The organism is Corynebacterium coyleae (assembly GCF_030408635.1).
GTDB classification, from domain to species: Bacteria; Actinomycetota; Actinomycetes; order Mycobacteriales; family Mycobacteriaceae; genus Corynebacterium; species Corynebacterium coyleae.
The window spans coordinates 778498-801061 of sequence record NZ_CP047198.1 but is presented as its reverse complement, the minus strand read 5'-3'; the positions used below and the strand labels follow the sequence as shown (position 1 = coordinate 801061).

Here is a 22564-nt window from a genome sequence, read left to right as displayed (position 1 = left end):
GACCCTAGTCGTCAAAGGTGAGCCCATCCGCTGGGCCACCCAAATCAGGCCTGCCGTCGGCCTCCCCTGCACCGTCTAGCTCTCCCAGCGCCTCCGTTATGCTGCGCCCGCGCCGCTTCGGGGGTGCCGAGGCACGCCCTCCGATCTTCGCCCCCTTGTGGGTCACCGTCGCCCCGAAGTCTTTCAGAGAAAAGGCAGGACCGCCGTTAAGCTTTTCCACGCTCAACGGCTGCATGCGGCCGGCCCGGACCGCTTGAGTCAGGGCATCGACGACCAACGGCATCGGGTCCCCTACCCCGTCGGGGAAGAAATCGAAGAAGGTGGTCATGGTTCTCCCGCCGCGGGTGATGTGGGCGGCTAAGAGGCCGTCGACAAGCACCACCATGGCACCGGCCGCACGGGTCGGCCCCTGCGCCGGCCACGGCAGCGCCGCCCCGTAGGGGTTCGACGGGTCGGTGGCGGCCAGCACGTGCACCTGCGGATCGCGCGCACCGGAGGGCCAGCCCACCACGTCGTCGGTGTCCTGGTGCCCGCGCAGCCGATCGATGGTGGCCGGGGTGGAAAACTGCGAGGCCCCAAGCCCCTCCACGAGGTAGCCGCGCATCGCCTTGCCTGATTCCTCAAAACCAGACAAGGTTTTGTAGGCCAGCGCGAACCCGCCCAGGATGTCCTCGGCTACCACCGAACCGCGGGTGACCACCCCGTAGCGGTCCAGCAGCGACTCCCCTAAAGCCACCGAGCGACGCGTGGGGTCGCTATCAGGCGTGGGCGTGAGCGACCAACGGCCCACCATGTCGGGCGGGACCGTCGACGCGAACGAGGTCCGCCCCGAGCGCACCCTGCTTCGCTGCGGCCGCCGGCGCGCCCGGTGCGCGGTCTTCCCGCCCGCCAACCGGGCCCGGATCGGAGCAAACGAATCCGGCGCGAGGAAGCCGGCCTCCACCAGATCCCACATGGCCTCGCGCAGCTCCTCGGTGGTGGTCGAGGGTTCAAGCAGATCGCCGAACAGGAACCCGCCGCCGCGGCGCACCTTTTCCATCACCTGGGATTGGGTCAGCGACAGCAGTGGCTCCTCGACCTGCGGCATGAGTTGGGCCGCGTAGTCGGCGGGCAGCAGCATGATCCACGGGTCACGCGCCCCTGCCTTGCCGGCGCCGACGATGGCGACCTCGCCGTTGGCGGTGAGCTCGTCGAGCATCACCGGCGAGTAGTCGCCCACGCGCGACGGGAAAATATGTGATTCCCAAGCACTTGCGGGCAGGCGCACCCCGGCGAGCTGCTCGATCACTGAGTAGACCCCGTCGGCGCCCCGCAGCGCGGGCGTGACTCCCACCGGAGCGACGTTTGACCACGAAGGCAGAAAACGCCCATAGGCCGACTGCGACACCGGCCGGGTCTGGGCGCGCGCCGCCGCCAGCGAGCGCGACCGGATGATGCGTAAGACCTCGGCGGCGACGTACTCCTGTTCCTCGACGCCCTGCCGGTAGCGGCCCTCGATGACCTTTTCTTTGTCCACCAGCGGCATCAGCGCTGCATGCGCCGCACCGACGGCCAGCCCGAACGCGTCCGCAAGGTCGCGCAACACAAAGGGCCCGCGGGTGCGCACCCAACGCCCCACCAGTTGCGCCAACGCATCCGGGATGGTCTGCACCTGGGCGGGGACGCCGGGCGGGACGGGCACGCCGAGGCCGTCGCGAAGCAAGGGCGCGTCCAGCACCTGGGCGACGTGCTCGCGCCCGCCGATGCGCACCAGCATCATGCGTGCCCCCAGGGACTGCTCCAGGGAGGTCAGGGGAACCGAGGTGTAGGTGGGCAGGTCGTCGATAGGCACGGGCCCCACGATGCGCAGGGTGTCGGCGAACTGCTCGGAAGTTTCCGCGCGGCCCACCCGGCGCAGCGAGGCGTCGACCTCCGCGATGATGTCCGCGTCGAGCAGTTCGCGCAGCTCGACGGTGCCCAGCAATTTGGCCAGCAGGGACGGGTCCAAGGACAGCGCCGCGGCCCGCTTCTCGGCCAGCGGGGTGTCGCCCTCGTACATGAACGCGCCGGTGTAGTTGAACAGCAGCGAGGAGGCGAACGGGCTCGGCTGGTCGGTGGTCACCTCGGCGATGCGCACCCGGCGGGTATTGATGTCGCGCATCACCTCCTGCAGGGCGGGTAGGTCGTAGACGTCCTGGAGGCACTCGCGCACCGTTTCCAGGATGATCGGAAACGACGGGTAATTCCGGGCCACATCCAACAGCTGCTCGGCGCGCTGGCGCTGCTGCCACAGGGGTGCACGCTTGCCGGGGTTGCGGCGCGGCAGCAGCAGGGCGCGGGCGGCGCACTCGCGGAACCGGGAGGCGAACAGGGCGGAGTTACCCACTTGTTCGGTGACGATGTCCGCGATCTCGTCGGCGTCGAATTGGAAGATCGCCCCGTCGGGCTCCCCCTCCCCTTGCGGCAGGCGCAGCACGATGCCGTCGTCGCCCGCCACCGCCTGGGCGTCCATCCCGGTTTCCTGGGCGACCCGCCAGCCGGTGGCCAGCGCCCACGCCGCGTTCACGCCCTTGCCGAAGGGGGTGTGCAGCACCACGCGCCAGTCGCCTAACTCGTCGGTGAAGCGCTCCAGCACGAGTGTTTTCTCGTCGGGCAGGATGCCGGTGGCTTCCTCCTGCTCGTCAAGGTATTGCAGCAGATTGGTACGCGCGCGCTCGTCCAAGCTTTCGTCCAAAGCACTTTTTGCTTCTCGACGAAACGCCCCCACCGCCTTACCTAGCTCGTAGGGCCTGCCCAGCCCGTCGCCAGTCCAGAACGGCAGGCGTCCGGTGTGTCCGGGCGCCGGGCTGACCTGCACCTGGTCGCGGGTGATGTTTTCGATGCGCCACGACGACGCGCCGAGGGTAAACACGTCGCCGACGCGGGACTCGTAGACCATCTCCTCGTCCAACTCGCCGACGCGGCGGGGTGCTTTGTCCCCTTCTTGCGAGCCTGCGAGCAAGAACACGCCGAACATGCCGCGATCGGGGATGGTGCCCGCGTTGGTCACCGCGACCCGCTGGGCGCCGGGGCGTGCCTTCAAGACAGTGCCCTCGAGGATGGCGCGGGGCCGCAGCTCGGCGAAGTCGGTGGACGGGTAGACGCCGATGACCAGGTCGATCACTGAGTCGAACACCTCGCGTGCGAGGTCACGGTACGGCCAGGCGCGGCGCACGGTGTCGTACCACTCGTCCACATCCAGGTCCTCCACCGCGACCGCCGCCACGGTCTGCTGCGCGAGCACGTCCAAGGGGCTTCGCGGGGTGTGCAGCTCCTCGATGAGGCCCTGGCGCATCCTAGGCACCGTCACCGCGGTTTGCACCAGGTCGGAGCGGTGCTTCGGGTAGAACGTGCCCTCGGAGACCGCCCCCACGGTGTGCCCGGCGCGGCCCACGCGCTGCAGGCCGGAGGCCACCGACGGCGGGGATTCCACCTGGATGACCAGGTCGACCGCACCCATGTCGATGCCCAGCTCCAGCGAGGAGGTGGACACCACCGCGCGCAGGGTGCCCTCTTTCAGCATGGTTTCGGTCTGGGCGCGCTCGTCCTTGGACACGCTGCCGTGGTGGGCGCGCGCGATCACGGTCGCGGCGTGGCCGGCGGTATCCACCGACTTCATCAGCTGCGCCGGCGGGCGGCGGGTCTGCGGGGACAGCGCCTCCGGGTCGTGTTCCTTCGCCCAGAGTTCGTTTAACTGGCTGGTCAGGCGTTCCGCGGTGCGGCGGGAGTTGACGAAGACGATGGTGGACCGGTGGGCCATGACTTCGTCGTAAATCGCGCGCTCGATGTGGGGCCAGATGGAGTTGGTGGCCCCAGGCGGCGGGGCGTCTAGGGCGTCGTCCAGGGCATTGTCGAAAACAGCATCGCCGATGGTGGAGGCGTCCTCGGGAACGGGCAGGTCGCTCATGTCATCGACAGGCACACGCACGTCTAACTGCCAGCGCTTCTCCCCCGGCGGGTTGATAATCGTCGTCTTGGGGCCCAAAAAGTTGGCCACCGCCTCGATCGGGCGCACCGTGGCGGACAAACCGATGCGCTGGAAGTCCCCGGCGAGGCGGCGCAGGCGCTCCAGCGAGAGCGCGAGGTGCACGCCGCGTTTGGTGCCGGCGAGGGCGTGGATCTCGTCGACAATGACCGTATCCACCGTCTTCAACATGCCCGCCGCCTTGGACGTGAGCATGAGATACAGCGACTCCGGCGTGGTGATCAAAATGTCCGGCGGCTTTCGCACCTGCCGGTTGCGCTCCGCCTGCGGGGTGTCACCCGAGCGCACCCCCACCGAAATGTCCGGCATGTCGCGGCCCAAACGCTGCGCCACCCGCGCAATGCCAGCCAGGGGTGCGCGGAGGTTGTTCTCCACATCCACGCCGAGGGCCTTCAGCGGCGAAATATAAAGGACGCGCACGCCGCCGTGGGTGGAGGTGTTCGCCCCATCGATGGGCAGCGCCTGCTGGCCGGCCCGCTCCACCAGGGAGTTCAGCGCCCACAAGAATGCCGCCAGCGTCTTGCCGGAGCCGGTCGGTGCGACGACGAGGGCGTTCTCGTCGTCGGAAATCGCGCGCCACGCCTGCTCCTGCACCGCGGTGGGTGCTGCGAAGACGTCCTGGAACCACCCCGCCACCTGCGGGTGAAAGCGGTCCAAGATCGAGGCAGTCATTTCGCCAACCTTAGCGGTAGAGTCGGGCACATGACTGCTGAGTACTCCGACTCCCGGCTGACCAACCTGATTGCGGAAGGCACGGGTGAAATCCTCAAAGGCATCCGCGGGGTGGGCCTGCTGCGTGGCCGCGAACTCGGCGAGACTGGCGACGATCTCGCCCAGGCCTGGATCGAGCGAGTCTTAAGCCAACACCGCCCCAACGACGGGTTCCTCTCCGAGGAAGCGTCCGACAACCCGGCGCGCCTGAGCAAGGACCGGGTGTGGATCGTCGACCCGCTCGACGGCACCAAGGAGTTCGCGACCGGCCGGCAGGACTGGGCGGTGCATGTGGCGCTCGTCGAAAATGGCGTGCCCACCCACGCCGCCGTCGGGCTGCCCGACCTTGGTGTGGTGTTCAAGTCCTCCGACGTGCGCCACGTCTCCGGGCCGTTCGCTGGCAAGGTGGCCATGTCGCGCAACCGCCCGCCCGCCGTCGCCCGCTACGTCGCGGACGCCATCGGCTTCGAAACCGAACAGATCGGCTCCGCCGGCGCCAAAGCCATGCACGTGCTGCTCGGCGACTACGACGCCTACGTCCACGCCGGCGGCCAATACGAATGGGACCAGGCCGCACCCGTAGGGGTCTCGCTTGCGGCGGGCCTGCACACATCGCGACTCGACGGCTCCCCGCTTCGCTATAACAACGAAGACACCTATATTCCAGACATGCTTATTTGTCGCCCGGAGATTGCCGACGACATTTTGGAAGCCGCCGCCCGCTACCACGACGAACACGGCTCGTTCGAAGGAGTACTGAAGTAACCAATGGTCAAGACCCCATACGAGGACCTGCTGCGCGACGTGCTGGAAAACGGCACCGAGAAAGGTGACCGCACCGGCACCGGCACCCGCAGCGTGTTTGGCCGCCAGATCCGCTACGACCTCTCCGAGTCGTTTCCCCTGCTGACTACCAAGAAGGTCTTCTTCAAGGGTGTCGTCGGCGAACTGCTGTGGTTCCTTCGCGGCGATTCCAACGTGCGCTGGCTGCAGGACAATGGCATCCGCATCTGGAACGAGTGGGCCGACGCCGACGGCGAGTTGGGCCCGGTCTACGGCGTGCAGTGGCGCTCCTGGCCCACCCCGGACGGCGGCCACGTCGACCAGATCGCCGAAGCGCTGGAGACGCTGAAGCAGAACCCGGATTCGCGCCGCAACCTGGTGTCCGCCTGGAACGTGTCCGAACTGGACAAGATGGCCCTCATGCCGTGCCACCTGATGTTCCAGCTCTACGTCGCCGACGGCAAGTTGAGCATGCAGGTCTACCAGCGCTCCGCCGACATGTTCCTGGGCGTGCCGTTCAACATCGCCTCCTACGCGCTGCTTACCCACATGTTCGCCCAGCAGGCGGGCCTTGAGGTCGGCGAGCTGATCTGGACGGGCGGCGACTGCCACATCTACAACAACCACGTCGACCAGGTGCGCGAGCAGCTCTCCCGCGACGCCCGCGAGTATCCACAGCTCAAACTGCGCAAGGCTGCATCCCTGTTCGACTACGACTTCGACGACATCGAGGTCGTCGGCTACGACCCGCACCCCACCATCAAGGCGGAGGTGTCGGTCTAATGCAGGGCGCGATGTTGGGTGCGATCTGGGCGCAAAGCGTCGACGGCATCATCGGCGACGGCGAGGACATGCCCTGGCACCTGCCCGAAGACCTCAAGCATTTCAAGGACACCACCAGCGGGCACCCGATCATCATGGGGCGGCGCACCTGGGAGTCGCTGCCGTTCAAGCCGCTGCCGAACCGCAAGAACATCGTGTTGTCCTCGCGCGAGGCGGGCGCCTGGTCCCGCGGGGCGTCGGTCGTCGCCGACATCCCGGACCTCGAGGGCGATGCCTGGATCATCGGCGGCGCCCAAATCTACGCCGCCACCCTCGACGAGGTCGACGTCATCGAACGCACGCTTATCGACGTCCACCCCGACGTCCCCGATGCCAAAGCCGTCTACGCCCCGCGTATCGACGACACCTTTGCCCTCGTTTCCGAAACGGAGTGGCTCACCTCGTCGACAGGCTTGCGCTACAAATTCCAACGCTTCGAAAGGATCTAACATGACCGTCACCGCACCCGAAACCAACGCCCACGTGACCATCTTCGCCGCCGACTGGTGCCCGTTCTGCCAGAAGCTGCGCCAGCGCCTCGACCGCACCGAAACCCCCTACGACATCGTCGACGTCGAGGCCGACGGCATGGACGAGGTTAACGAGTGGATCAAGTCCGTCAACGACGGCAACCGCATCGTGCCCACCGTGCTCTTCTCCGACGGCACCCACGCCACCAACCCGGAGGCCTCGGCAGTGCGCGCCAAGCTGCGCGAACTCACCGGCGAGGAGTAGGCCCGGAGAATCCTTCGGGGCCCTTCTACTCTCTCCGGTCCCAGCGGACTTCGCCGTCGACGACCTGCCCCGTGGGGACCAACCCTACGGTGGCGGCGACTCGCTGCGAGGCGATGTGGTCGGGGTGGATATGAGCGATGAGGTGCGTAATGCCTCGCTCCGCAAGATAGGTGGAAAGCAGTTTCACGGCTTCTTTGGCGTAGCCGTGCCCCTGCCACTGCGTCCCGATCACCCACGCGATCTCCGTCGCACCGCCGTTGCGGGGCACGGTCGCTTGGACGTATCCGATCGGCTGCTTGCACGCACCGAGCGTGACGACGAAATTGATCCACTCCTCGGCACCATCGCTGGATTCGCCTCGAGTCTGGATCGCGTACCGCCGCGCAAGCTCATCCTCAGAGGGCGGCCCACCGCCTGTGAATGTGTAAAGGGTTCGATCCGAAAGCACATCAGCCATCTCGGTAGCGTCCTCGACGCGAAGTGGCCGTAATTCGATAGTCATCTTCACCACCCGCCATCTGACCTCGACGCCACACCAAACCCCTATTTGCGCCCCAGAGAGTGTCTGGTTCGGTGACATCGTTCCGCATGTCTCATGAGATCGTTCCGGTTTGTCCTGCGGGTATGTCTCGCCACATCGTTCCGGTGGAAAACGAGCCCACTGAAAATGCCCCACCGGGCCGAAAACCGATGTCTCGAGTCATCGTTCCGCCCATGCTTATCGGATGGAGAAACCAGGCAAGCCCACACCGAAAATCATCATCCAGACCATGCTCGCCACAGGCATGAGCCAAGCCGAGGCGGCTGAGCACTTCGGCGTTTCGACCCGGTGGATCAGAACACTGCAAAAGCGCTACCGAGAAGGCGGCATGGACGCGCTTACACCTCGATCAAAACGGCCAAGAACAAACCCAAGGGCGCTCGACAAAACAGTTGTCGACCGCATTCTTCAACTGCGCGACGAACTCACCCACCGCGGCACCGACGCCGGCGCTCACACCATCCGTTGGCACCTACAACAAGACGGAATAGACCCTCCACCAGCAGTATCAACCATCCACCGAGTGCTTGCCAACAACGGACGCATCACACCACAGCCCCAAAAACGCCCACGCAGCTCTTGGCGTCGCTTCCAGGCAGACCAGCCCAACGAAACATGGCAAATGGACTACAGCGACTGGACCATCGCCGGACACAAACGCGTAGCCATCCTGACCATCCTCGATGACCACTCCCGATTCATCATCTCCTGCCGCGCCTACCACACAGCCACCGTCACAAACGTCATCACAAGCTTTATCGCAGCAGTTCAGGTACATGGCTGCCCACAATCAACGCTCACCGATAACGGCCGAGCATTTACCACCAACACCGACCGGAAAAACCCGTCACGAAACGGCTTCGAGCAACTGCTCATCGACTTGGGCATTACCCAGAAAAACGGCAAGCCCTACCACCCGCAAACCCAAGGCAAAGTCGAACGCTTCCACCACACACTCAAACTCGCGCTAAACAACAAGCCACCAGCACAAACCATCGAGGAGCTCAACGAAGATATCAACGAGATCATCGACTACTACAACTACAAACGCCCACACAGAGCACTCGCCCGCATCACCCCAGCCGAGGCCTACAGCGCACTGCCCAAAGCCAAACCGGCAGCAGCAAACTCCGACCACCACTACCGGCTACGCACCGACAAAGTCAGCATCAACGGCAAGACCACTCTGCGATGGGGCGGGAAATTACGCCGCCTCTACATCGGCCGACGCTGGGGCGGCGAACCCATCACCATGGTCTGCGTCGACAACCACGTCGACATCAAAATAAACGCCACCGGGGCACAAATCGCTGCCTACACACTCACCGACGAAAAGATCTACTACAACCAATCAGACAACGAACTAAACCCCAAACGGGGCAACTCCAAAAACAAAAATCTCGAGACACCGTAGGAACGATGTCTCGAGACAACACATTGCGCCCCAGAGAGGAATCGAACCTCCGACACCGGCTTTAGGAGAGCCGTGCTCTATCCACTGAGCTACTAGGGCAATGGGGCTTAGGTTACCGCAGCGGTTTTCGTTCGCGGAATCGGCTGGGCTACCCACATAAGTTACCAAGTAGTAACATAGCGTCACTGTTCCTCCACCCCCAGTGAGGTCACTATGACGATCCTTCAAGAAGGCCAGGTCCAGCGCTCCTACATCATGGCGGACCGCGGCCCGCGCCCCCTGATTCGCGGCTGGGCCCACTTCGTGGCGGCCGCAGCCTTCGCGCTGGCCTCCACCGTGCTGATCACCTACGGGTGGATGACCCTGCCGGCGCTCCACGCCGCCGGGGTTACCGTCTACGGCGTCGGGGTCGTACTGCTGTTTGGGGTCTCCGCGATGTACCACCTCTACCCGTGGCGCTCCCCGTCCACGGTGCAGTGGTGGCGCCGCGCCGACCACGCGACCATCTCCATCTTCATCGCCGCGACCTACACCCCACTGTGCCTGATCGTGTTCGAGCCGCGAACCGCCGCGACCATCCTCGTCGTGTCCTGGATCGGCGGCCTGGGTGGTGCCGCGCTCAACCTGGTGTGGATCAATCACCCGCGATGGCTGGACGTTGTGGTGTACGTGGGGCTCGGCTGGGTGATCGTGCCGCTGATCCCCACCCTGTGGGCCAGCGCAGGGCCGGCGGTGGTGTGGCTCCTATTCGCGGGAGGCGTGCTCTACACGGTTGGCGCCATCGTGTACGGGGCCCGCTGGCCGGGGCGCGAGGCGCGCTACTACGGCTACCACGAACACTTCCACACTGCGACGATCGTGGCGGCCGTGTGTCACCTCGTCGCCATCTGGATCGTGGCCACGCAGGCAAACTAAGGTGCACAAGAGGCAAAACGAGACTAATGTTACGCAAGTGACTACTTTTGATCGCCGCTCGTTCCTGAAGTCTGCGGGCGCACTCGCGGCAACCACCGCCGCCGCCGGCGCCGCAGCCACCGCCGCCGCCGGCGCCGCAGCCACCGCCCTCTCCCCTGCCGCACAGGCTCAGCAGCGCCGCGTGCTCGGCACCGTGATCGACTACTCCGCCGCCGTCCCATCCGCCCGCGCCGTGAAAGCCGCCGGCCACATCGGCGCCGTGCGCTACGTATCCCAGCCCCGCCCCGACGCACTCTGGATGCGCGGCAAGCCCGTCACCCTCGACGAAACCCAGGACTACAAGGCCAACGGCCTGTCGGTGGCGTCGGTCTACCAGTTCGGCCGCGCCGACACCGCCGACTGGCTCCAGGGTCCGCTCGGCGCTGCCAAGCACGCACCCCAGGCCATCGCCCTGCACCGCGCCGCAGGCGGCCCGACCGGGCGCCCGATCTATGTGGCTATCGACGACAACCCGACGCTCGCCCAGTTCAACAAATTCATCAACCCATACCTTTCCGCCATGGGCGCTGCACTCAGCGCCGCCGGCTACCAGTTGGGCGTGTACGGCAACTACTACACCATCGCCTGGTGCCTGGAGGACGGCATCGGTAGCTACTTCTGGCAGCACGACTGGGGCTCGCGCGGCAACATCCACCCGCGCGCCAACATCCACCAGGTCGCCGGCCGCCAGGCGTACATCCAGGGCATCCAGGTGGACATCAACGACGTCTACACCGCCGACTGGGGCCAGTGGACCCCCGGCCAGAGCGACTCCCTGTTCCAGATGAGCAGCCTGCTGTCGTCGAATGGACTGTTGGTCCGGTAGGTCGTCGATAAGCACTTAGGCTCAATGCTTCTTCCGGAAGCGAAACTTTTATCCTGACACTATGCGGCTCGATTCAAATCGTCTGGTCATCGCATTGTCTGCCACTGCGATTGGCCTCTACAACTGCGGCGTCACGCTTTCGGAGTCTCATAACGCGTCCGTCGTCTCGCTCATCTACGCGAGCATCGCGCCTTTTGCTGCATCGTATGCCCCAGCGCCCGGCCAGCCGGCAGCACCAACGACCTGGATGACGATAGGTTTAATCCTCTCACTCCTCGTCACCTTCGGTGCAGTCATTTCTGCCCTACTAGGAATATCGCGTATCGGGTGGGCGAGAGCAACGAGCAAGCGTCGCCGAGGAGGTCCAGTGGTGATCGGCTCCTCCGAGGAAGCGAACAGCATCGTCCGCTCAGTCCTTGACCAAGAAAGGGAGCTCCCCGTTCATATCTTGGAGAAGGGAAACCCAACAGCCAAAGGCACGCTTGGCTTAGGGTACAAACAGCATCTGAGCGATGATCGGCTCGTTGCTCAAACTGTCAAACATGCTTCCCACGTGATCATCGCTGCCGAAAATGACATCGAAACAGCTCGCCTGAGTTCTGAGGCGCAGGACCTCCGTCACGCACAATGCGGTGAGGCGGTATCAATATTCCAGCTTCTTCGGTCCCCCGAGTTAGCAACCTCAGCACGCTTTACCCACATCGCTCAGCGACGACCCGTTGAAGCATTTCATCCAGCCGACCTCACAGTTCGCGCAATCACAGACAAAATACTCCACCTGCTGACCACACTCGAAGCTCACACTGTTGAGGTCAAGCAATGCGGCCCGGGAGATGAAAAGCGTGAGTTGGACGCGTGGATCCACAATTACAACCGGTTCGCTAACGAGCTGGAAGTTCAACAGATTGTGAGCCCTCAGGTAGAGGGCCTGGCAGATATGGTTGTCCTCGTCGGCGATCCAGTCCACGTCGCTGCTCAGATCCCCTCCCTCAGGAAACGTCGAGCGATTATTGCGGTGACTGACCACATACTGCAGGGTCTTGTCTGGAACGATGCCGAAGCCGGAACAGTTCTGGAAGTTATTGACCCACAAAAGGTTGGGTTGAGCATCGACGCCATCCGCGATTCCGCCTTCTCCGTCTGGGGCTGGGCATTCGACATCGCCTACACGTCGCTTTATGGCCCGCCATCCCCATCGCAGAAGCTTTCTCACGACGACATCCTGAAGGCACGACAAACTTCTGAAGCAGCCGCTCGGTACATGGTTAAAAACCTACGCCTACACGGTTTTCAGCTTGTGAAGGACGGCTACGGGTGGGAAGAGCATCCCGCGGAACAGGAGATCACCTCGATGGCGGAAGCCGAGCACAATGATTGGATGCTCAAGCGCACATGGATTGATAGCAACGGAACCGAGCGTCGAGCATCCTATGACTACAGCAAGGAACCTCCTGCTCGGAAACCCTCATACAAACCGTTTGCAGAGCTCGACTCGCACACCCAGGATTACAACCACAAGATCGTGAAAGTTGTGTACCCCGCCCTGGCGGGGATGTTCGGTTACGGCATTTCTAGGATCTCGTAGGCCTCGGAAAACTCCGCATCTGGCACTGGCCAACACTCTCCTGTTACGCCACGGACCACCCAATCACCTGCGTGTGCGTGAGCCTCTCCCTCCAGCGTGGGGATCATAGCGTCCTCTTCGAGTCGGCGGGCTTGGACCCTTCCCGTTTTCCTGTATTCACCCGGCGCGACTTGGCTGTATGACTTGTCGAAAACCTCAGACGCAACTGTCCATGTTCGTGTCCCGTCAGTGACCTCCCAGTCCCCCGCCTTTGCGTGAAGGACGCTGCCAGTGGAAGTCCGCCACTGCGCGTCTTTGTCCAAGCGTCGGGCCCTAACCTTGCGGATCGGTTTATACCATGCAGCATGCGCGAGATGCTGGTCAAGGCGCTCTTGGGACCATTTTTTCATGCAGGCGATATTAGCGGGTTGAGCGAAAACCAAGCGGTCGTCGGCCTCCTAATATGCTCCGGTTGGCGCATAATGAGTGTTCAAACACTGACTGCGCTAAGGGGCCTCATGCTCAACATTCCTGTTTTTGTGTCATCGACCTTTCGCGATTTCCATACGGAACGTGACATTCTCAATGGTCCCGTAAGTGACCGGCTCAACGAATCTTTGCGCCGATTCGGCGCAAAGATGCACTTTATTGACCTGCGCTGGGGAGTCGACACCAACGACATGGATGAAGAGGCGGCTGGGCGCAAGGTATTAGACGTATGCCTTGACGAAGTCGATCGCGCGGCCCCGCTCTTCCTCGGGCTCATCGGAGACCGCTACGGTTGGATTTCAGACGACAAGTCTCTCCTCGAATGGACGGCACAGCGCGTTGGACTCGACCCCGAGAGGTCTCGCGAGTGTTCTATCACCGAGTTGGAATTCGCCAAAGCTGGTCTTTGGGACGCAGATGATACAACCACACCGTTCATCCTTTTCCGGCAGGTCGAAGGCACCCCACCGCACGGCTGGGCCGACTCAGACCCAACCCGAATTTCTGACTTCAAAGACGAGGTATCTCAACGATGGGGCAATGCGGAGACGGTGAAACGCTACTCCGTTGCCTTCGACCAGAATGGTCAGTGGCCCACTGCTTCAATGCAGCACTTCGAGGATCTTGCGGTCAGTCTGCTTGAACCGCAGCTTCTGGAGCGAGCCCGCAGCATCCCGCGCGACGGTACCGCGGAGGAGGTCCTGTTTCGAGGTTCCCGCACTCGTAATTTTGGGTCAGAGGAACTGCTCAAATCGATCGATTTTTTCCTCCGCATCGATTCGCCTGTCGTAGTTTATGGCGAGTCGGGCGCGGGTAAGTCTTCACTTCTGTTGGCACTCGAGAAGTATTTGGCGGCCTCCGGAGAATCTATATCCGGCAAGTTGCCTATCACCGTCATTATGGGGCTGGACGACCGCATTTGGACGGGGGACGAGCTCGCATTCGAAATTACGCGATGCATAAACGCAACCTTGGGCCTGTCGCTTTTCGACGATTGGCGGGGCTCTCCCGAAACTTGGCGTGCGCGCTGGAGACAAGAAATGGAAAAGGTTGTAGCTGAGTATCCTGATCTGCTTTTCATCGTCGACGGTTTAGAGCAGCTTGTGGATGGAGCCGGCGGATTCTGGCCAGTGGAATGGCTCTCGTCTCGCACCGCGTTGGCTGTATCTTCTTCCTCGCGCTCGGACGTCACTCTGTTGAAGAACTCCGATTTCAAAGAAGTCTTGGTTGGGCCAGTGCCAGCCAACATTGCGCGAGAATTCGTAGAGGACTGGGAGCGCAGAATTAGGCGCGAGATCGGAGGCGGCGCTCGCCAGATCATCGCGTCCAAACAACGCTTACCTCTTTGGATAGAGCTTGCGCTGGATCTACTTCTCGATATCGATGGTGATGATTTCAAGTCCATCGAGGATGAACCTGATCAAGCCAGCGCAATCCAAAACATGCTTGCAGACCGCGCGTGGCTCATCCCCGATGACCTGTCAAGCGCTGCCCACCACTTTTTGGAAACCTCCATCGCATCTACCGATCGTGCCCTCGCCCGCGCTGCAGTAGGTCTCTTGGGTGCTTCTAGGATCGGGCTTTCGCAAGAACAAACCGTCAACGCGCTGCGCGACGCTGGCTTCACAACAAATACTGAGATTTCGGTTGCCCGACTTTTCCGTTCTTTGTCGAATCAATTAGCACCAAATGGGCCGGAGAAACGGATGCGCTTTACGCACCGAGTATTTGGCGAGGCCGCGGAGAGTTTTGGTTCACCGCTCACGCATTCCCTACTCATGCGCATTTATGAATCCGATCTGCGCAACAGTGTCGAGACCACCCCAAAGTATGCGGCGCTCGAAAGCGAGGATTATTACGACATTGAGCATCAGTGGAAGAACCAGCGCAAACTCGCGGAGGCGTTCCTGTTCCACCTCTTTTCATCGCCTGCTCCCAAGGGTCCTCAAAATCTAGAGAGCATTCCGTTGGCGCTCGACTGCCTTCCGCAAACCACAGTGTACGACGCAGCAATTGTGACCAACTTGCTTCACTTGCCCTACGCAATCGAACACCTTCAGCATCTGCGTACGGCCGGTGCATCATTCGAAGCGCTGCGAACGCTCTTAGCGGCTGCTGATCTTTCCCCTGACCCACAAGTACAAACAAGTGTGGCCTCAATTTGTTTTGAGGTATTGAACGATTTCCCTGTCACGGCGAAAACGGTTTTATTGCGCTGCCAAGCTCTCACGATTGCCGCTTCACACACCGAAGATGTGGAGGAAGCTCGCCTACTGCTGTACCTGGCGTTTAAGAATATCGACCCCCTGTACGACGCCGAGCCAAATCGGGTTTTACCTGCTGTTTTCTATTCCCGAGCCCAACGTGAGATGGCACTTCTGGATGCAAAGGCGGGAGACACCAAATCAGCCCTCGAACTGCTATTTAGCTGCCAAGACATGCTTGTTCCTGCGCTCCAAACCAGGGATCCTAGAGCCATCGAAGAAGCGATACGCGTGCTCATTCAGATCGCAAATATCCATGGGTCTACAAACAATGGGCTTGTGATCCCCACCTTGGATGAAGCCATGGAGATCGCTGCCATCCTGGTTGACGGCGGCGACGGGCCAGCTGCTTCCTTCGCATTGGCAGCGGAAGCCACGGCGATAAGAGCACAGTTTGTCCGGAAGCTTTTTCCGAATATGGCCCCACCGGTGGAGCTGCTCGAGGATGCTGTCAACCAATTCGTCGTAGCAACGCAGAAGGTTCCCTTCGGCGGCAAATACTCAACCGACATACTTCGGACCAGCATCGAACTAGCGAATATTTACATCGAGATGCAGAAAGAAATGGACGCTTTCCTACGGCTTCGCGCTTCGGTGGTGGCGCTTGTCCCCTTCCTCAACTCCGCCCCGCCGGCCGGCTGGAACGAGTTGGCTAAGGTATTTGCTCTTCTTCTTGAGCTCTGTGAGAGCGCCCATTCAAGGGAGGTTCGCGTCGGGGCAGCAAGGTTTGTTCGCGTCCATACTTCTCGAGTACTTGCGGAAGCATCAAGCGTTAACCTGCCTGAGGCGTTCGCCATTGCAAATGCTGCGCATCACGCACTGCTGATCGGTCTCTCCCAAGCCGAAAACCTAGAAGCAAGGCTCCGCTTCATGGAGGCACTTACCGATATTGCAAAGTGGATCGCACAAACACACCCCGATGTTCAATGCCAGCTCAACTACAGCTACTCGTTGAGGAAGCTCTACGAGCACTACGCACGTGTTGGCCGTCATGAAAAAGCCCGGGCAGCCCTTGATACCGTGCGCAAACGGGACATAGGTTTGGCCGAACTTCCGGAGGATGGGCAGGCGCTTTCTCAAACGTCGCAGGTGTTGACCCAGTACTGCACCGCGCTCGTGTCAGAGTATGACAGTCCCGATGCGACGGTACCGCGCTTTGCCCATACGGTTGTGCTTGCAGCACCACTGATCCTTCGTGGGGTTCCTGATTCTCTCCGCCAGGAGTTTGCTTCCGCCGTGCACGATTCTTGTGTCACCCTGCTGCAAACTGACAGCGGTACACCCGAGCAGCGCAGCATGTGGGAAGCGATGAAGGAAATCGCAGAGCAGATGTAGTCATCGCGGTACTTCCCGGTGTTCCTCAGTGCGCGCAAGCTTGAGTTGCGCGGCTGGCTAAAACAAAGCAAACGCAAAAACGGGCTCAGCATCACACTGAGCCCGTTTCTTGTTATTCAACCAGGATTAGTGGTCGACCGGAGCCTCCACACCAACACCGGTGAGGGAACGAACCTCCATCTCGGCCTGGAGTTCATCGAAGTTGTCCGGCTTGCCCAGGAAGGTGCCGATAAGACCACCCAGGAAGCCGAGCGGGATGGACACGAGGCCCGGGCTGGTCAGCGGGAAGATGGACCAGTCGGCGTCCGGGAACATCGCGGTCGGGCTGCCGGAGACCGCCGGCGACAGGGCGATCAGCACCAGCGCGGAGATCAGGCCGGTGTAGATCGACGCAACCGCGCCGGTGGTGTTGAAGCGCTTCCAGTACAGGGAGTACAGGATGGTCGGCAGGTTTGCGGATGCCGCGATCGCGAACGCGAGGGACACCAGGAAGGCCACGTTCTGCTGCATCGCCAGGATGCCCAGGACGATGGAGACGATGCCGAGCACCACCACGGTGATGCGGGAGACGCGGACCTGCTCATCCTCGGTGGCCTGGCCGTCGCGAAGCACTGCGTTGTACACGTCGTGCGCGATGGATGCGGAGGCGGTAATCGCCAGGCCTGCCACCACGGCAAGCACCGTTGCGAAGGCGACCGCGGAGATCAGCGCCATGAAGATGGAGCCACCGAGCTCGAATGCGAGCAGCGGTGCCGCGGCGTTCGCGCCACCAGGTGCGGCAAGGATGCGGTCCGGGCCGACGAATGCTGCAGCAGCGTAGCCGAGCACCAGGGTCAGCAGGTAGAACGAACCGATGAGAACGATTGCCCAGGTCACGGACTTGCGGGCTTCCTTGGCCGTCGGCACCGTGTAGAAGCGCATGAGCACGTGCGGCAGACCCGCGGTACCAAGCACCAGGGAAAGGCCCAGCGACAGGAAGTCGAGCTTCGAGGTGGTGGTCGCACCGTACTTCAGGCCCGGCTTGAGGAGATCCTCGGCCTGGTAGCCCTTCTCCGCGATGTACTGGGACGCGGCGTGGGTGTCGATCGCCTGGTTGAGCACCGCATTCATGCCACCCTTGGCCATGATGAAGGCGAGGATCGACATGATCAGCACGCCGGCGATGAGCAACACGGCCTTGATCATCTGCACGTAGGTGGTGCCCTTCATGCCGCCGATAAGGACGTAGGCGATCATGATCACGCCGACGATGGCAACACAGATTGCCTGTGCGGCGAAGGAGTGCAGGTCCAGCAGCACGGACACCAGCGAGCCGGCGCCGGCCATCTGTGCGATGAGGTAGAACAGCGACACGAACAGGGTACCGAAAGCGGCGGCCACACGCACCGGCTTCTGGCGGAGGCGGAACGACAGCACGTCCGCCATGGTGAAGCGGCCGACGTTTCGCAGCGGCTCGGCGACCAGCAGCAGGGCGACCAGCCATGCGACGAAGAAGCCGATGGAGTAAAGGAAGCCGTCGTAACCGCTCAGCGCGATGGAGCCGACGATGCCCAGGAAGGACGCGGCGGACAGGTAGTCGCCGGCGATGGCGAGGCCGTTCTGGGTGCCGCTGAAGGATGCGCCGCCGGTGTAGAAGTCGGCGGATTCGCTGGTGGTTTTGCCAGCGCGGGTCACAATGAAGAGGGTGACCACGATGAACGCGCCGAAGATGGCGATGTTCAGCAGAGGGTTGCCGGTGGCGGTGCTTTCAGCCGCTGTGGCGTTGATGTACGTCTGCATGGCTTAGCCCTCCATTTCCTGGCGAATGTGCGCTGCACGGGGTTCGATGTTCTTGTTTGCCCACTTCACGTAGACCCAGGTGATCAGGAATGTGGTCAAGAACTGTGCAAGTCCGAGCCACAGTCCAAGGTTGAGGCCTAGGAAGGGCCGCGCCATGACATCGGGCGCGAAGGTAGCAAAGACGACATAGAAGACGTACCAGAGGAACGCCGCAATCATCACCGGGAAGGTGAAGCCACGGAATGTTCCACGCAGATCTTGGAATTCGGGGCTCTGTTGCATTGCCACAAACTCGTCTGGCGTGGGCTCGCGGCGCTGCGGGACAGCGGGGGAACCTGTCATTGCCTCGATCCTTTCTTGTTCACGGGATTGGGTCTTGCCTTGCCGACAATTCGCGATTCTCGACTCAACAATGTGGAGTGTAACGTATCACACACTCACGGAGACTTGTTTAAATCCTCTCACCCCTACCCCTACCCCCGAAAAGTCACGCTTTTCGTTGCGACGAGAAAAGCCCGCCCGGCCGCTTCCACGGCCGAACGGGCTCAAATCCACTCCCAGGAAAACCTTTATCCCGGGAACGTCAGGGGATCCCCTGACATACGCTCCCCTTGCACCGCATCGAGGGTGGCAACATCTTCGTCGGTGAGCTTCACATTTACCGCGCCAAGATTTTCGACAAGGCGCTGCGGGTTCTTCGTCTTCGGCACCACGGAGCAACCAAGCTTCATCAGATACGCCAGGCATACCTGTGCGGGCGTCGCCTCGTGGGCCTGCGCGACCGCCTGGATCGCGGGGTCGTCGAAGTTGGAGCCGCGAGCAATCGGCGCCCACGCCTCGGTGAGAATGTTGTGCTCCTCGTGGTAGGCACGCAGCTCTGGCTGCGTGAAGCCGGCGTGCAACTCCACCTGGTTGAGCACGGGCGTGATACCGGTGGCGTTAATGATGTCGTCGAGAACCTCCGGGTAGAAGTTGGCGACACCAACCGACTGGAGCCGACCCATGCCCTGCAGTTCGGCGAGCTGCTCGAAGGCCTTCACATACGTGCCGTTCTGCGACCAGGGCCAGTGCACGAGGTAGAGGTCGATGAACTCCAGGCCGAGGCGCTCGAGAGACTCGTTGTACGCCTCAAGGGCACGCTCCTGGTCGTCGTTCCACAGCTTGGTGGTGATGAACAGTTCCTCGCGCGTGACATCCCCCGCCTTGATCGCATCGTTGACGGCCTTACCTACCTCCACCTCGTTGCCGTAGAGCGACGCGGTGTCGATGTGGCGGTAGCCCAATTCGATAGCGGTGCGCACGGTCCGCTCCACGTCCTCGCCCTGGAGCTTGTAGGTGCCCAGGCCAAGCAGCGGGAGATCGTAGCCGTCGTTGAGCGTAGTTACCGGGATTCGCATGCGCTTTCCCCTAACGGGCGTCGAGCAGGTCGATAATGAAGATCAGGGTGCGGCCAGACAGCGGATGGCCGCCACCTGCCGGGCCGTATGCCTTCTCCGGCGGGATGGTGAGCTGACGGCGGCCGCCAACCTTCATGCCCGGGATGCCTTCCTGCCAGCCTGCGATGAGGCCCGCGAGCGGGAACTCGGCTGCTTCTCCGCGGTCCCAGGAAGAGTCGAACTCTTCGCCGGTTTCGTAATCGACACCCAAGTAGTGGACTTTGACGAAGCCGCCAGCCACCGCTTCTTCGCCCTCGCCGACGGTGATGTCCTGGATAACCAGATCAGCTGGTGCCGGCCCCTCGGGGGCTTCAATGAATGGCTTTTCCATTTCCATGAGTGAGAATCTCCTTGAGGTTTGTGCGGTCGGCATTAAAAAACCGCCGGGAACTTCCCCCGCGAATTATAGGGGACGTGTTCCTCGGCGGTTGAAACGTTTGGTTAGCGCTGGTCGCGCGGGACGAAGTCGCGCTTCTGGTAACCGGTGTAGATCTGACGCGGGCGGTTGATCTTGGTGTTCATTTCAAGCTGCTCGCGGTACTGTGCGATCCAGCCCGGCAGGCGGCCGATGGCGAACAGGACGGTGAAGAAGTCCGTCGGGAAGCCCATGGCGCGGTAGATCAGGCCGGTGTAGAAGTCGACGTTCGGGTAGAGCTTGCGCTGGATGAAGTACTCGTCGTTCAGCGCGATCTCCTCGAGCTTCATCGCCAGGTCGAGCAGTTCGTCGCCACCCAGGTGCTCGAGCACCTCGTGTGCGGTGTCCTTGACGATGGCCGCGCGCGGGTCGTAGTTCTTGTACACGCGGTGGCCGAAGCCCATGAGGCGGACGCCCTTTTCCTTGTTCTTCACGCGGTTCATGAAGTCGGTTGCGTCGCCACCGTGGTTGTTCTTGATGTCCTCGAGCATCTCGAGCACGGCCTGGTTTGCGCCGCCGTGCAGCGGGCCGGCCAGGGCGTTGATGCCGCCTGCGATGGAGACGAACATGTTCGCCTGTGCCGAGGCGATCATGCGCACCGTGGAGGTGGAGCAGTTCTGCTCGTGGTCGGCGTGCAGGATGAGGAGCTTGTCCAGGGCCTTCGTCAGGACCGGATCGACGTGGTAGTCCTCGGTCGGGTAGCCGAACATCATGCGCATGAAGTTCTCGCGCGGGTTCAGGGAGTTGTCCGGGTACATGTACGGCTTACCGCGGGATGCACGGTAGGCGTATGCGGCGAGCATGGGCACCTTAGCCATGAGGCGCACGGTTGCCTTGTCCAGCTGCTCTTCGTCGAGCGGGTTGAGCTGGTCCTGGTAGTAGGCGGAGAGAATGTTGACCGAGGAGGCAAGGACGGCCATCGGGTGCGCGTTGCGCGGGAAGATGTTGAACGCGGCCTTGAAGTCCTCGTCGAGCAGCGTGTGGTGGCGCAGGTCGGAGTTGAAGTTGTCCAGCTGGTCGGTGGTCGGCAGTTCGCCGTTGATCAGCAGGTAGGACACCTCGTTGAAGGTGGCGTTTTCTGCCAGGTCTGCGATGTCGTAGCCGCGGTAGCGCAGGATGCCCTCTGCACCGTCGATGTAGGTGATCTTGGACTCGGTGGAGCCGGTGGAGACGTAGCCCGGGTCGAAGGTGACCAGGCCAGTTTCACCGAGGAGGTTCCCCAGCACGACACCGTCATTGCCTTCGGTGGCGCGCATGATGTCCATTTCATACTCGCCGCCCGGGTAGTGGAGTACGGCCTTGTCCTTGTTCTCAGTAGCCACTGGTTTCCCTTTCCTACGTTGGGTGTTGCTCTCGTTTTTCGGGCAACCTTTTTACGTAACGCACTCTAGCAAATATTGTGATGCGTCCGACAATGCTGCGATTGTCCTGGATGTACCACATATTTTTATGGCGTCATTGGTCGTATTGGGATGGTATCGCTTTGCGCCGTCGGGTGTCTTGGGGCTGGTTGCCTGATGTGGGCACGTGCGTCCGATAGGCTTAGTTTTCGTATTGCCAGGCGGAAGGAGTCCTATGCGCGAGCTTGTTTTCTTGGAAGACGAGTCGACGGAGACGTTTTTTGTGCTCCGCGACGAGGAGGGTGTGCGCTATCAGCTTGCCCGTGAGGAGCTTGCGCCGTTGCTTATCGACGACTCCCCCGCCCCGGAAGAACCAGCCACCGATACCGAGGTGACTGAGGAAGAGCAGCCTGCGCAACCGGTGGCACCCGCCCCGGAGCCGCGCCCACTGCCGGAGCCGGATCCGCTCTACGCCACCCCGTTGTCGATGCGTCCGAACGAGATCCAGGCACGCATCCGCGCCGGCGCGACCGCCGCGGAGTTGGCAGAAGAGATGGGTGTGGCCGAAAGCCGCCTCGAGTCCTATGCCCACCCGGTACTGCTTGAGCGCGCCCAGGTTGCGGAGGCTGCGAAGCAGTCCCATCCGGTGCGCGAGGATGGCCCGGCGAAGCAGACGTTGTTGGAGATCCTGGCTACCTCCTTTGCTGCCCGTGGTCACTCGATTTCGGATGCGGAGTGGGATGCCACCCGCGAGCAGGGCGACACCTGGGTTGTGCGCGTCACCTGGCAGGCGGGCCTGACGGAGAACGAGGCCTTGTGGTCGTTTAAGCGCTCCATGGGCGCCGCGGCCCAGACTGAGGCGCGCAACGCTATGGCTGCGGATCTGACCGATCCAGATTTCGCCCAGCCGGTGCGCTCGCTGTCTGCGGTGCGTTCCTTGCACGGTGAGCAGGATGAGGATGCGCCGGCCGCGCCCGTCGAGATCCTTCAGGATGCACCCGCCGAGGAGGGCGAGGTGCTCGAGGGCGATTTCCTGCGCCACCCGGATGAGGAGGAGCAGCCGCAGAAGCGTCGTCGCAAGTCGGTGACGCCCCACTGGGAGGACGTGCTGCTCGGCGTGCGGACCAACACGAAGCGTCCGAAGCGGTAAGCC

17 protein-coding genes and 1 tRNA gene are annotated in these 22564 nt (G+C 62.2%); 10 read left to right on the top strand and 8 right to left on the bottom strand.

Features of this window, described 5'->3' with window-relative positions; genetic code table 11:
* Positions 1–4 precede the first annotated feature (4 nt).
* Positions 5–4675 (bottom strand): ATP-dependent helicase, encoded by a 4671-nt coding sequence (locus CCOY_RS03925; protein ID WP_092101873.1) that lies wholly within the window; start codon positions 4673–4675, stop codon positions 5–7.
* Between the two features lie 30 nt (positions 4676–4705).
* On the opposite strand from CCOY_RS03925, the gene CCOY_RS03920 reads away from it, so the two are divergent.
* Genes CCOY_RS03920 through CCOY_RS03905 form a run of 4 tightly spaced genes read left to right on the top strand, consistent with a single transcriptional unit; the run spans position 4706 to position 7054 of the window.
* Complete coding sequence (locus tag CCOY_RS03920) at positions 4706–5479, top strand: 3'(2'),5'-bisphosphate nucleotidase CysQ (protein WP_092101871.1); 774 nt, start codon at positions 4706–4708, stop codon at positions 5477–5479.
* Positions 5480–5482: 3 nt separating this feature from the next.
* A complete protein-coding gene (locus CCOY_RS03915; RefSeq protein ID WP_092101869.1) occupies positions 5483–6280 on the top strand; it encodes a thymidylate synthase in 798 nt (265 codons plus the stop codon).
* A gap of 11 nt (positions 6281–6291) precedes the next feature.
* Entirely contained in the window at positions 6292–6768 is a 477-nt protein-coding gene (locus CCOY_RS03910; RefSeq protein ID WP_070421488.1) for a dihydrofolate reductase, read from the top strand.
* 1 nt (position 6769) lies between these two features.
* Positions 6770–7054, top strand: a complete 285-nt coding sequence (locus CCOY_RS03905) for a mycoredoxin (protein ID WP_070421450.1) — start codon at positions 6770–6772, stop codon at positions 7052–7054.
* Between the two features lie 25 nt (positions 7055–7079).
* Here the strand turns inward: CCOY_RS03905 and CCOY_RS03900 are convergent, their stop codons facing one another.
* Positions 7080–7556, bottom strand: a complete 477-nt coding sequence (locus CCOY_RS03900) for a GNAT family N-acetyltransferase (RefSeq protein WP_070421451.1) — start codon at positions 7554–7556, stop codon at positions 7080–7082.
* A 223-nt stretch (positions 7557–7779) separates the two neighbouring features.
* On the opposite strand from CCOY_RS03900, the gene CCOY_RS03895 reads away from it, so the two are divergent.
* Positions 7780–9009 (top strand): IS481 family transposase, encoded by a 1230-nt coding sequence (locus CCOY_RS03895; RefSeq protein WP_092100540.1) that lies wholly within the window; start codon positions 7780–7782, stop codon positions 9007–9009.
* Between the two features lie 26 nt (positions 9010–9035).
* On the opposite strand, the gene CCOY_RS03890 is transcribed toward CCOY_RS03895, so the two are convergent.
* Positions 9036–9108, bottom strand: a tRNA-Arg gene (locus CCOY_RS03890).
* Positions 9109–9222: 114 nt separating this feature from the next.
* Between CCOY_RS03890 and trhA the strand changes: the two genes are divergently transcribed.
* The 4 genes from trhA (at position 9223) to CCOY_RS03870 (ending at position 16441) form a co-directional block, all read left to right on the top strand.
* Entirely contained in the window at positions 9223–9924 is a 702-nt protein-coding gene (trhA, locus tag CCOY_RS03885; protein WP_070614200.1) for a PAQR family membrane homeostasis protein TrhA, read from the top strand.
* Between the two features lie 37 nt (positions 9925–9961).
* Positions 9962–10789 (top strand): DUF1906 domain-containing protein, encoded by an 828-nt coding sequence (locus CCOY_RS03880; RefSeq protein WP_244268702.1) that lies wholly within the window; start codon positions 9962–9964, stop codon positions 10787–10789.
* 61 nt (positions 10790–10850) lie between these two features.
* Positions 10851–12374, top strand: coding sequence for a hypothetical protein (locus tag CCOY_RS03875; protein WP_143028460.1), 1524 nt, complete (start codon positions 10851–10853; stop codon positions 12372–12374).
* A 344-nt stretch (positions 12375–12718) separates the two neighbouring features.
* Positions 12719–16441, top strand: coding sequence for a DUF4062 domain-containing protein (locus CCOY_RS03870; RefSeq protein ID WP_092101864.1), 3723 nt, complete (start codon positions 12719–12721; stop codon positions 16439–16441).
* Positions 16442–16567: 126 nt separating this feature from the next.
* Here CCOY_RS03870 and CCOY_RS03865 read toward each other — a convergent pair whose 3' ends face one another.
* The 5 genes from CCOY_RS03865 to CCOY_RS03845 form a co-directional block, all read right to left on the bottom strand.
* On the bottom strand, positions 16568–18220 hold the full coding sequence (locus tag CCOY_RS03865) for a monocarboxylic acid transporter (protein WP_070421456.1): 1653 nt from the start codon (positions 18218–18220) through the stop codon (positions 16568–16570).
* A gap of 3 nt (positions 18221–18223) precedes the next feature.
* Positions 18224–18562, bottom strand: coding sequence for a DUF485 domain-containing protein (locus tag CCOY_RS03860; protein WP_070421457.1), 339 nt, complete (start codon positions 18560–18562; stop codon positions 18224–18226).
* Between the two features lie 227 nt (positions 18563–18789).
* Positions 18790–19617 carry an aldo/keto reductase gene (locus CCOY_RS03855; protein WP_092101861.1) on the bottom strand — a complete coding sequence of 276 codons (828 nt, stop codon included), beginning with the start codon at positions 19615–19617 and terminating at the stop codon, positions 18790–18792.
* 10 nt (positions 19618–19627) lie between these two features.
* Complete coding sequence (locus CCOY_RS03850) at positions 19628–19987, bottom strand: FKBP-type peptidyl-prolyl cis-trans isomerase (RefSeq protein ID WP_070451706.1); 360 nt, start codon at positions 19985–19987, stop codon at positions 19628–19630.
* 110 nt (positions 19988–20097) lie between these two features.
* Positions 20098–21393, bottom strand: a complete 1296-nt coding sequence (locus tag CCOY_RS03845) for a citrate synthase (RefSeq protein WP_083291997.1) — start codon at positions 21391–21393, stop codon at positions 20098–20100.
* Positions 21394–21646: 253 nt separating this feature from the next.
* On the opposite strand from CCOY_RS03845, the gene sepH reads away from it, so the two are divergent.
* A complete protein-coding gene (gene sepH, locus CCOY_RS03840) occupies positions 21647–22561 on the top strand; it encodes a septation protein SepH (protein ID WP_070570966.1) in 915 nt (304 codons plus the stop codon).
* Positions 22562–22564 lie beyond the last annotated feature (3 nt).

What these genes read in the sequence shown, in the direction of transcription:
- CCOY_RS03925 (WP_092101873.1), bottom strand. Translation starts at nt 4,675, where the DNA reads ATGACTGCCTCGATCTTGGACCGCTTTCACCCGCAGGTGGCGGGGTGG.
- CCOY_RS03920 (WP_092101871.1), top strand. Translation starts at nt 4,706, where the DNA reads ATGACTGCTGAGTACTCCGACTCCCGGCTGACCAACCTGATTGCGGAA.
- CCOY_RS03915 (WP_092101869.1), top strand. Translation starts at nt 5,483, where the DNA reads ATGGTCAAGACCCCATACGAGGACCTGCTGCGCGACGTGCTGGAAAAC.
- CCOY_RS03910 (WP_070421488.1), top strand. Translation starts at nt 6,292, where the DNA reads ATGTTGGGTGCGATCTGGGCGCAAAGCGTCGACGGCATCATCGGCGAC.
- CCOY_RS03905 (WP_070421450.1), top strand. Translation starts at nt 6,770, where the DNA reads ATGACCGTCACCGCACCCGAAACCAACGCCCACGTGACCATCTTCGCC.
- CCOY_RS03900 (WP_070421451.1), bottom strand. Translation starts at nt 7,556, where the DNA reads ATGACTATCGAATTACGGCCACTTCGCGTCGAGGACGCTACCGAGATG.
- CCOY_RS03895 (WP_092100540.1), top strand. Translation starts at nt 7,780, where the DNA reads ATGGAGAAACCAGGCAAGCCCACACCGAAAATCATCATCCAGACCATG.
- trhA (WP_070614200.1), top strand. Translation starts at nt 9,223, where the DNA reads ATGACGATCCTTCAAGAAGGCCAGGTCCAGCGCTCCTACATCATGGCG.
- CCOY_RS03875 (WP_143028460.1), top strand. Translation starts at nt 10,851, where the DNA reads ATGCGGCTCGATTCAAATCGTCTGGTCATCGCATTGTCTGCCACTGCG.
- CCOY_RS03870 (WP_092101864.1), top strand. Translation starts at nt 12,719, where the DNA reads ATGCGCGAGATGCTGGTCAAGGCGCTCTTGGGACCATTTTTTCATGCA.
- CCOY_RS03865 (WP_070421456.1), bottom strand. Translation starts at nt 18,220, where the DNA reads ATGCAGACGTACATCAACGCCACAGCGGCTGAAAGCACCGCCACCGGC.
- CCOY_RS03860 (WP_070421457.1), bottom strand. Translation starts at nt 18,562, where the DNA reads ATGACAGGTTCCCCCGCTGTCCCGCAGCGCCGCGAGCCCACGCCAGAC.
- CCOY_RS03855 (WP_092101861.1), bottom strand. Translation starts at nt 19,617, where the DNA reads ATGCGAATCCCGGTAACTACGCTCAACGACGGCTACGATCTCCCGCTG.
- CCOY_RS03850 (WP_070451706.1), bottom strand. Translation starts at nt 19,987, where the DNA reads ATGGAAAAGCCATTCATTGAAGCCCCCGAGGGGCCGGCACCAGCTGAT.
- sepH (WP_070570966.1), top strand. Translation starts at nt 21,647, where the DNA reads ATGCGCGAGCTTGTTTTCTTGGAAGACGAGTCGACGGAGACGTTTTTT.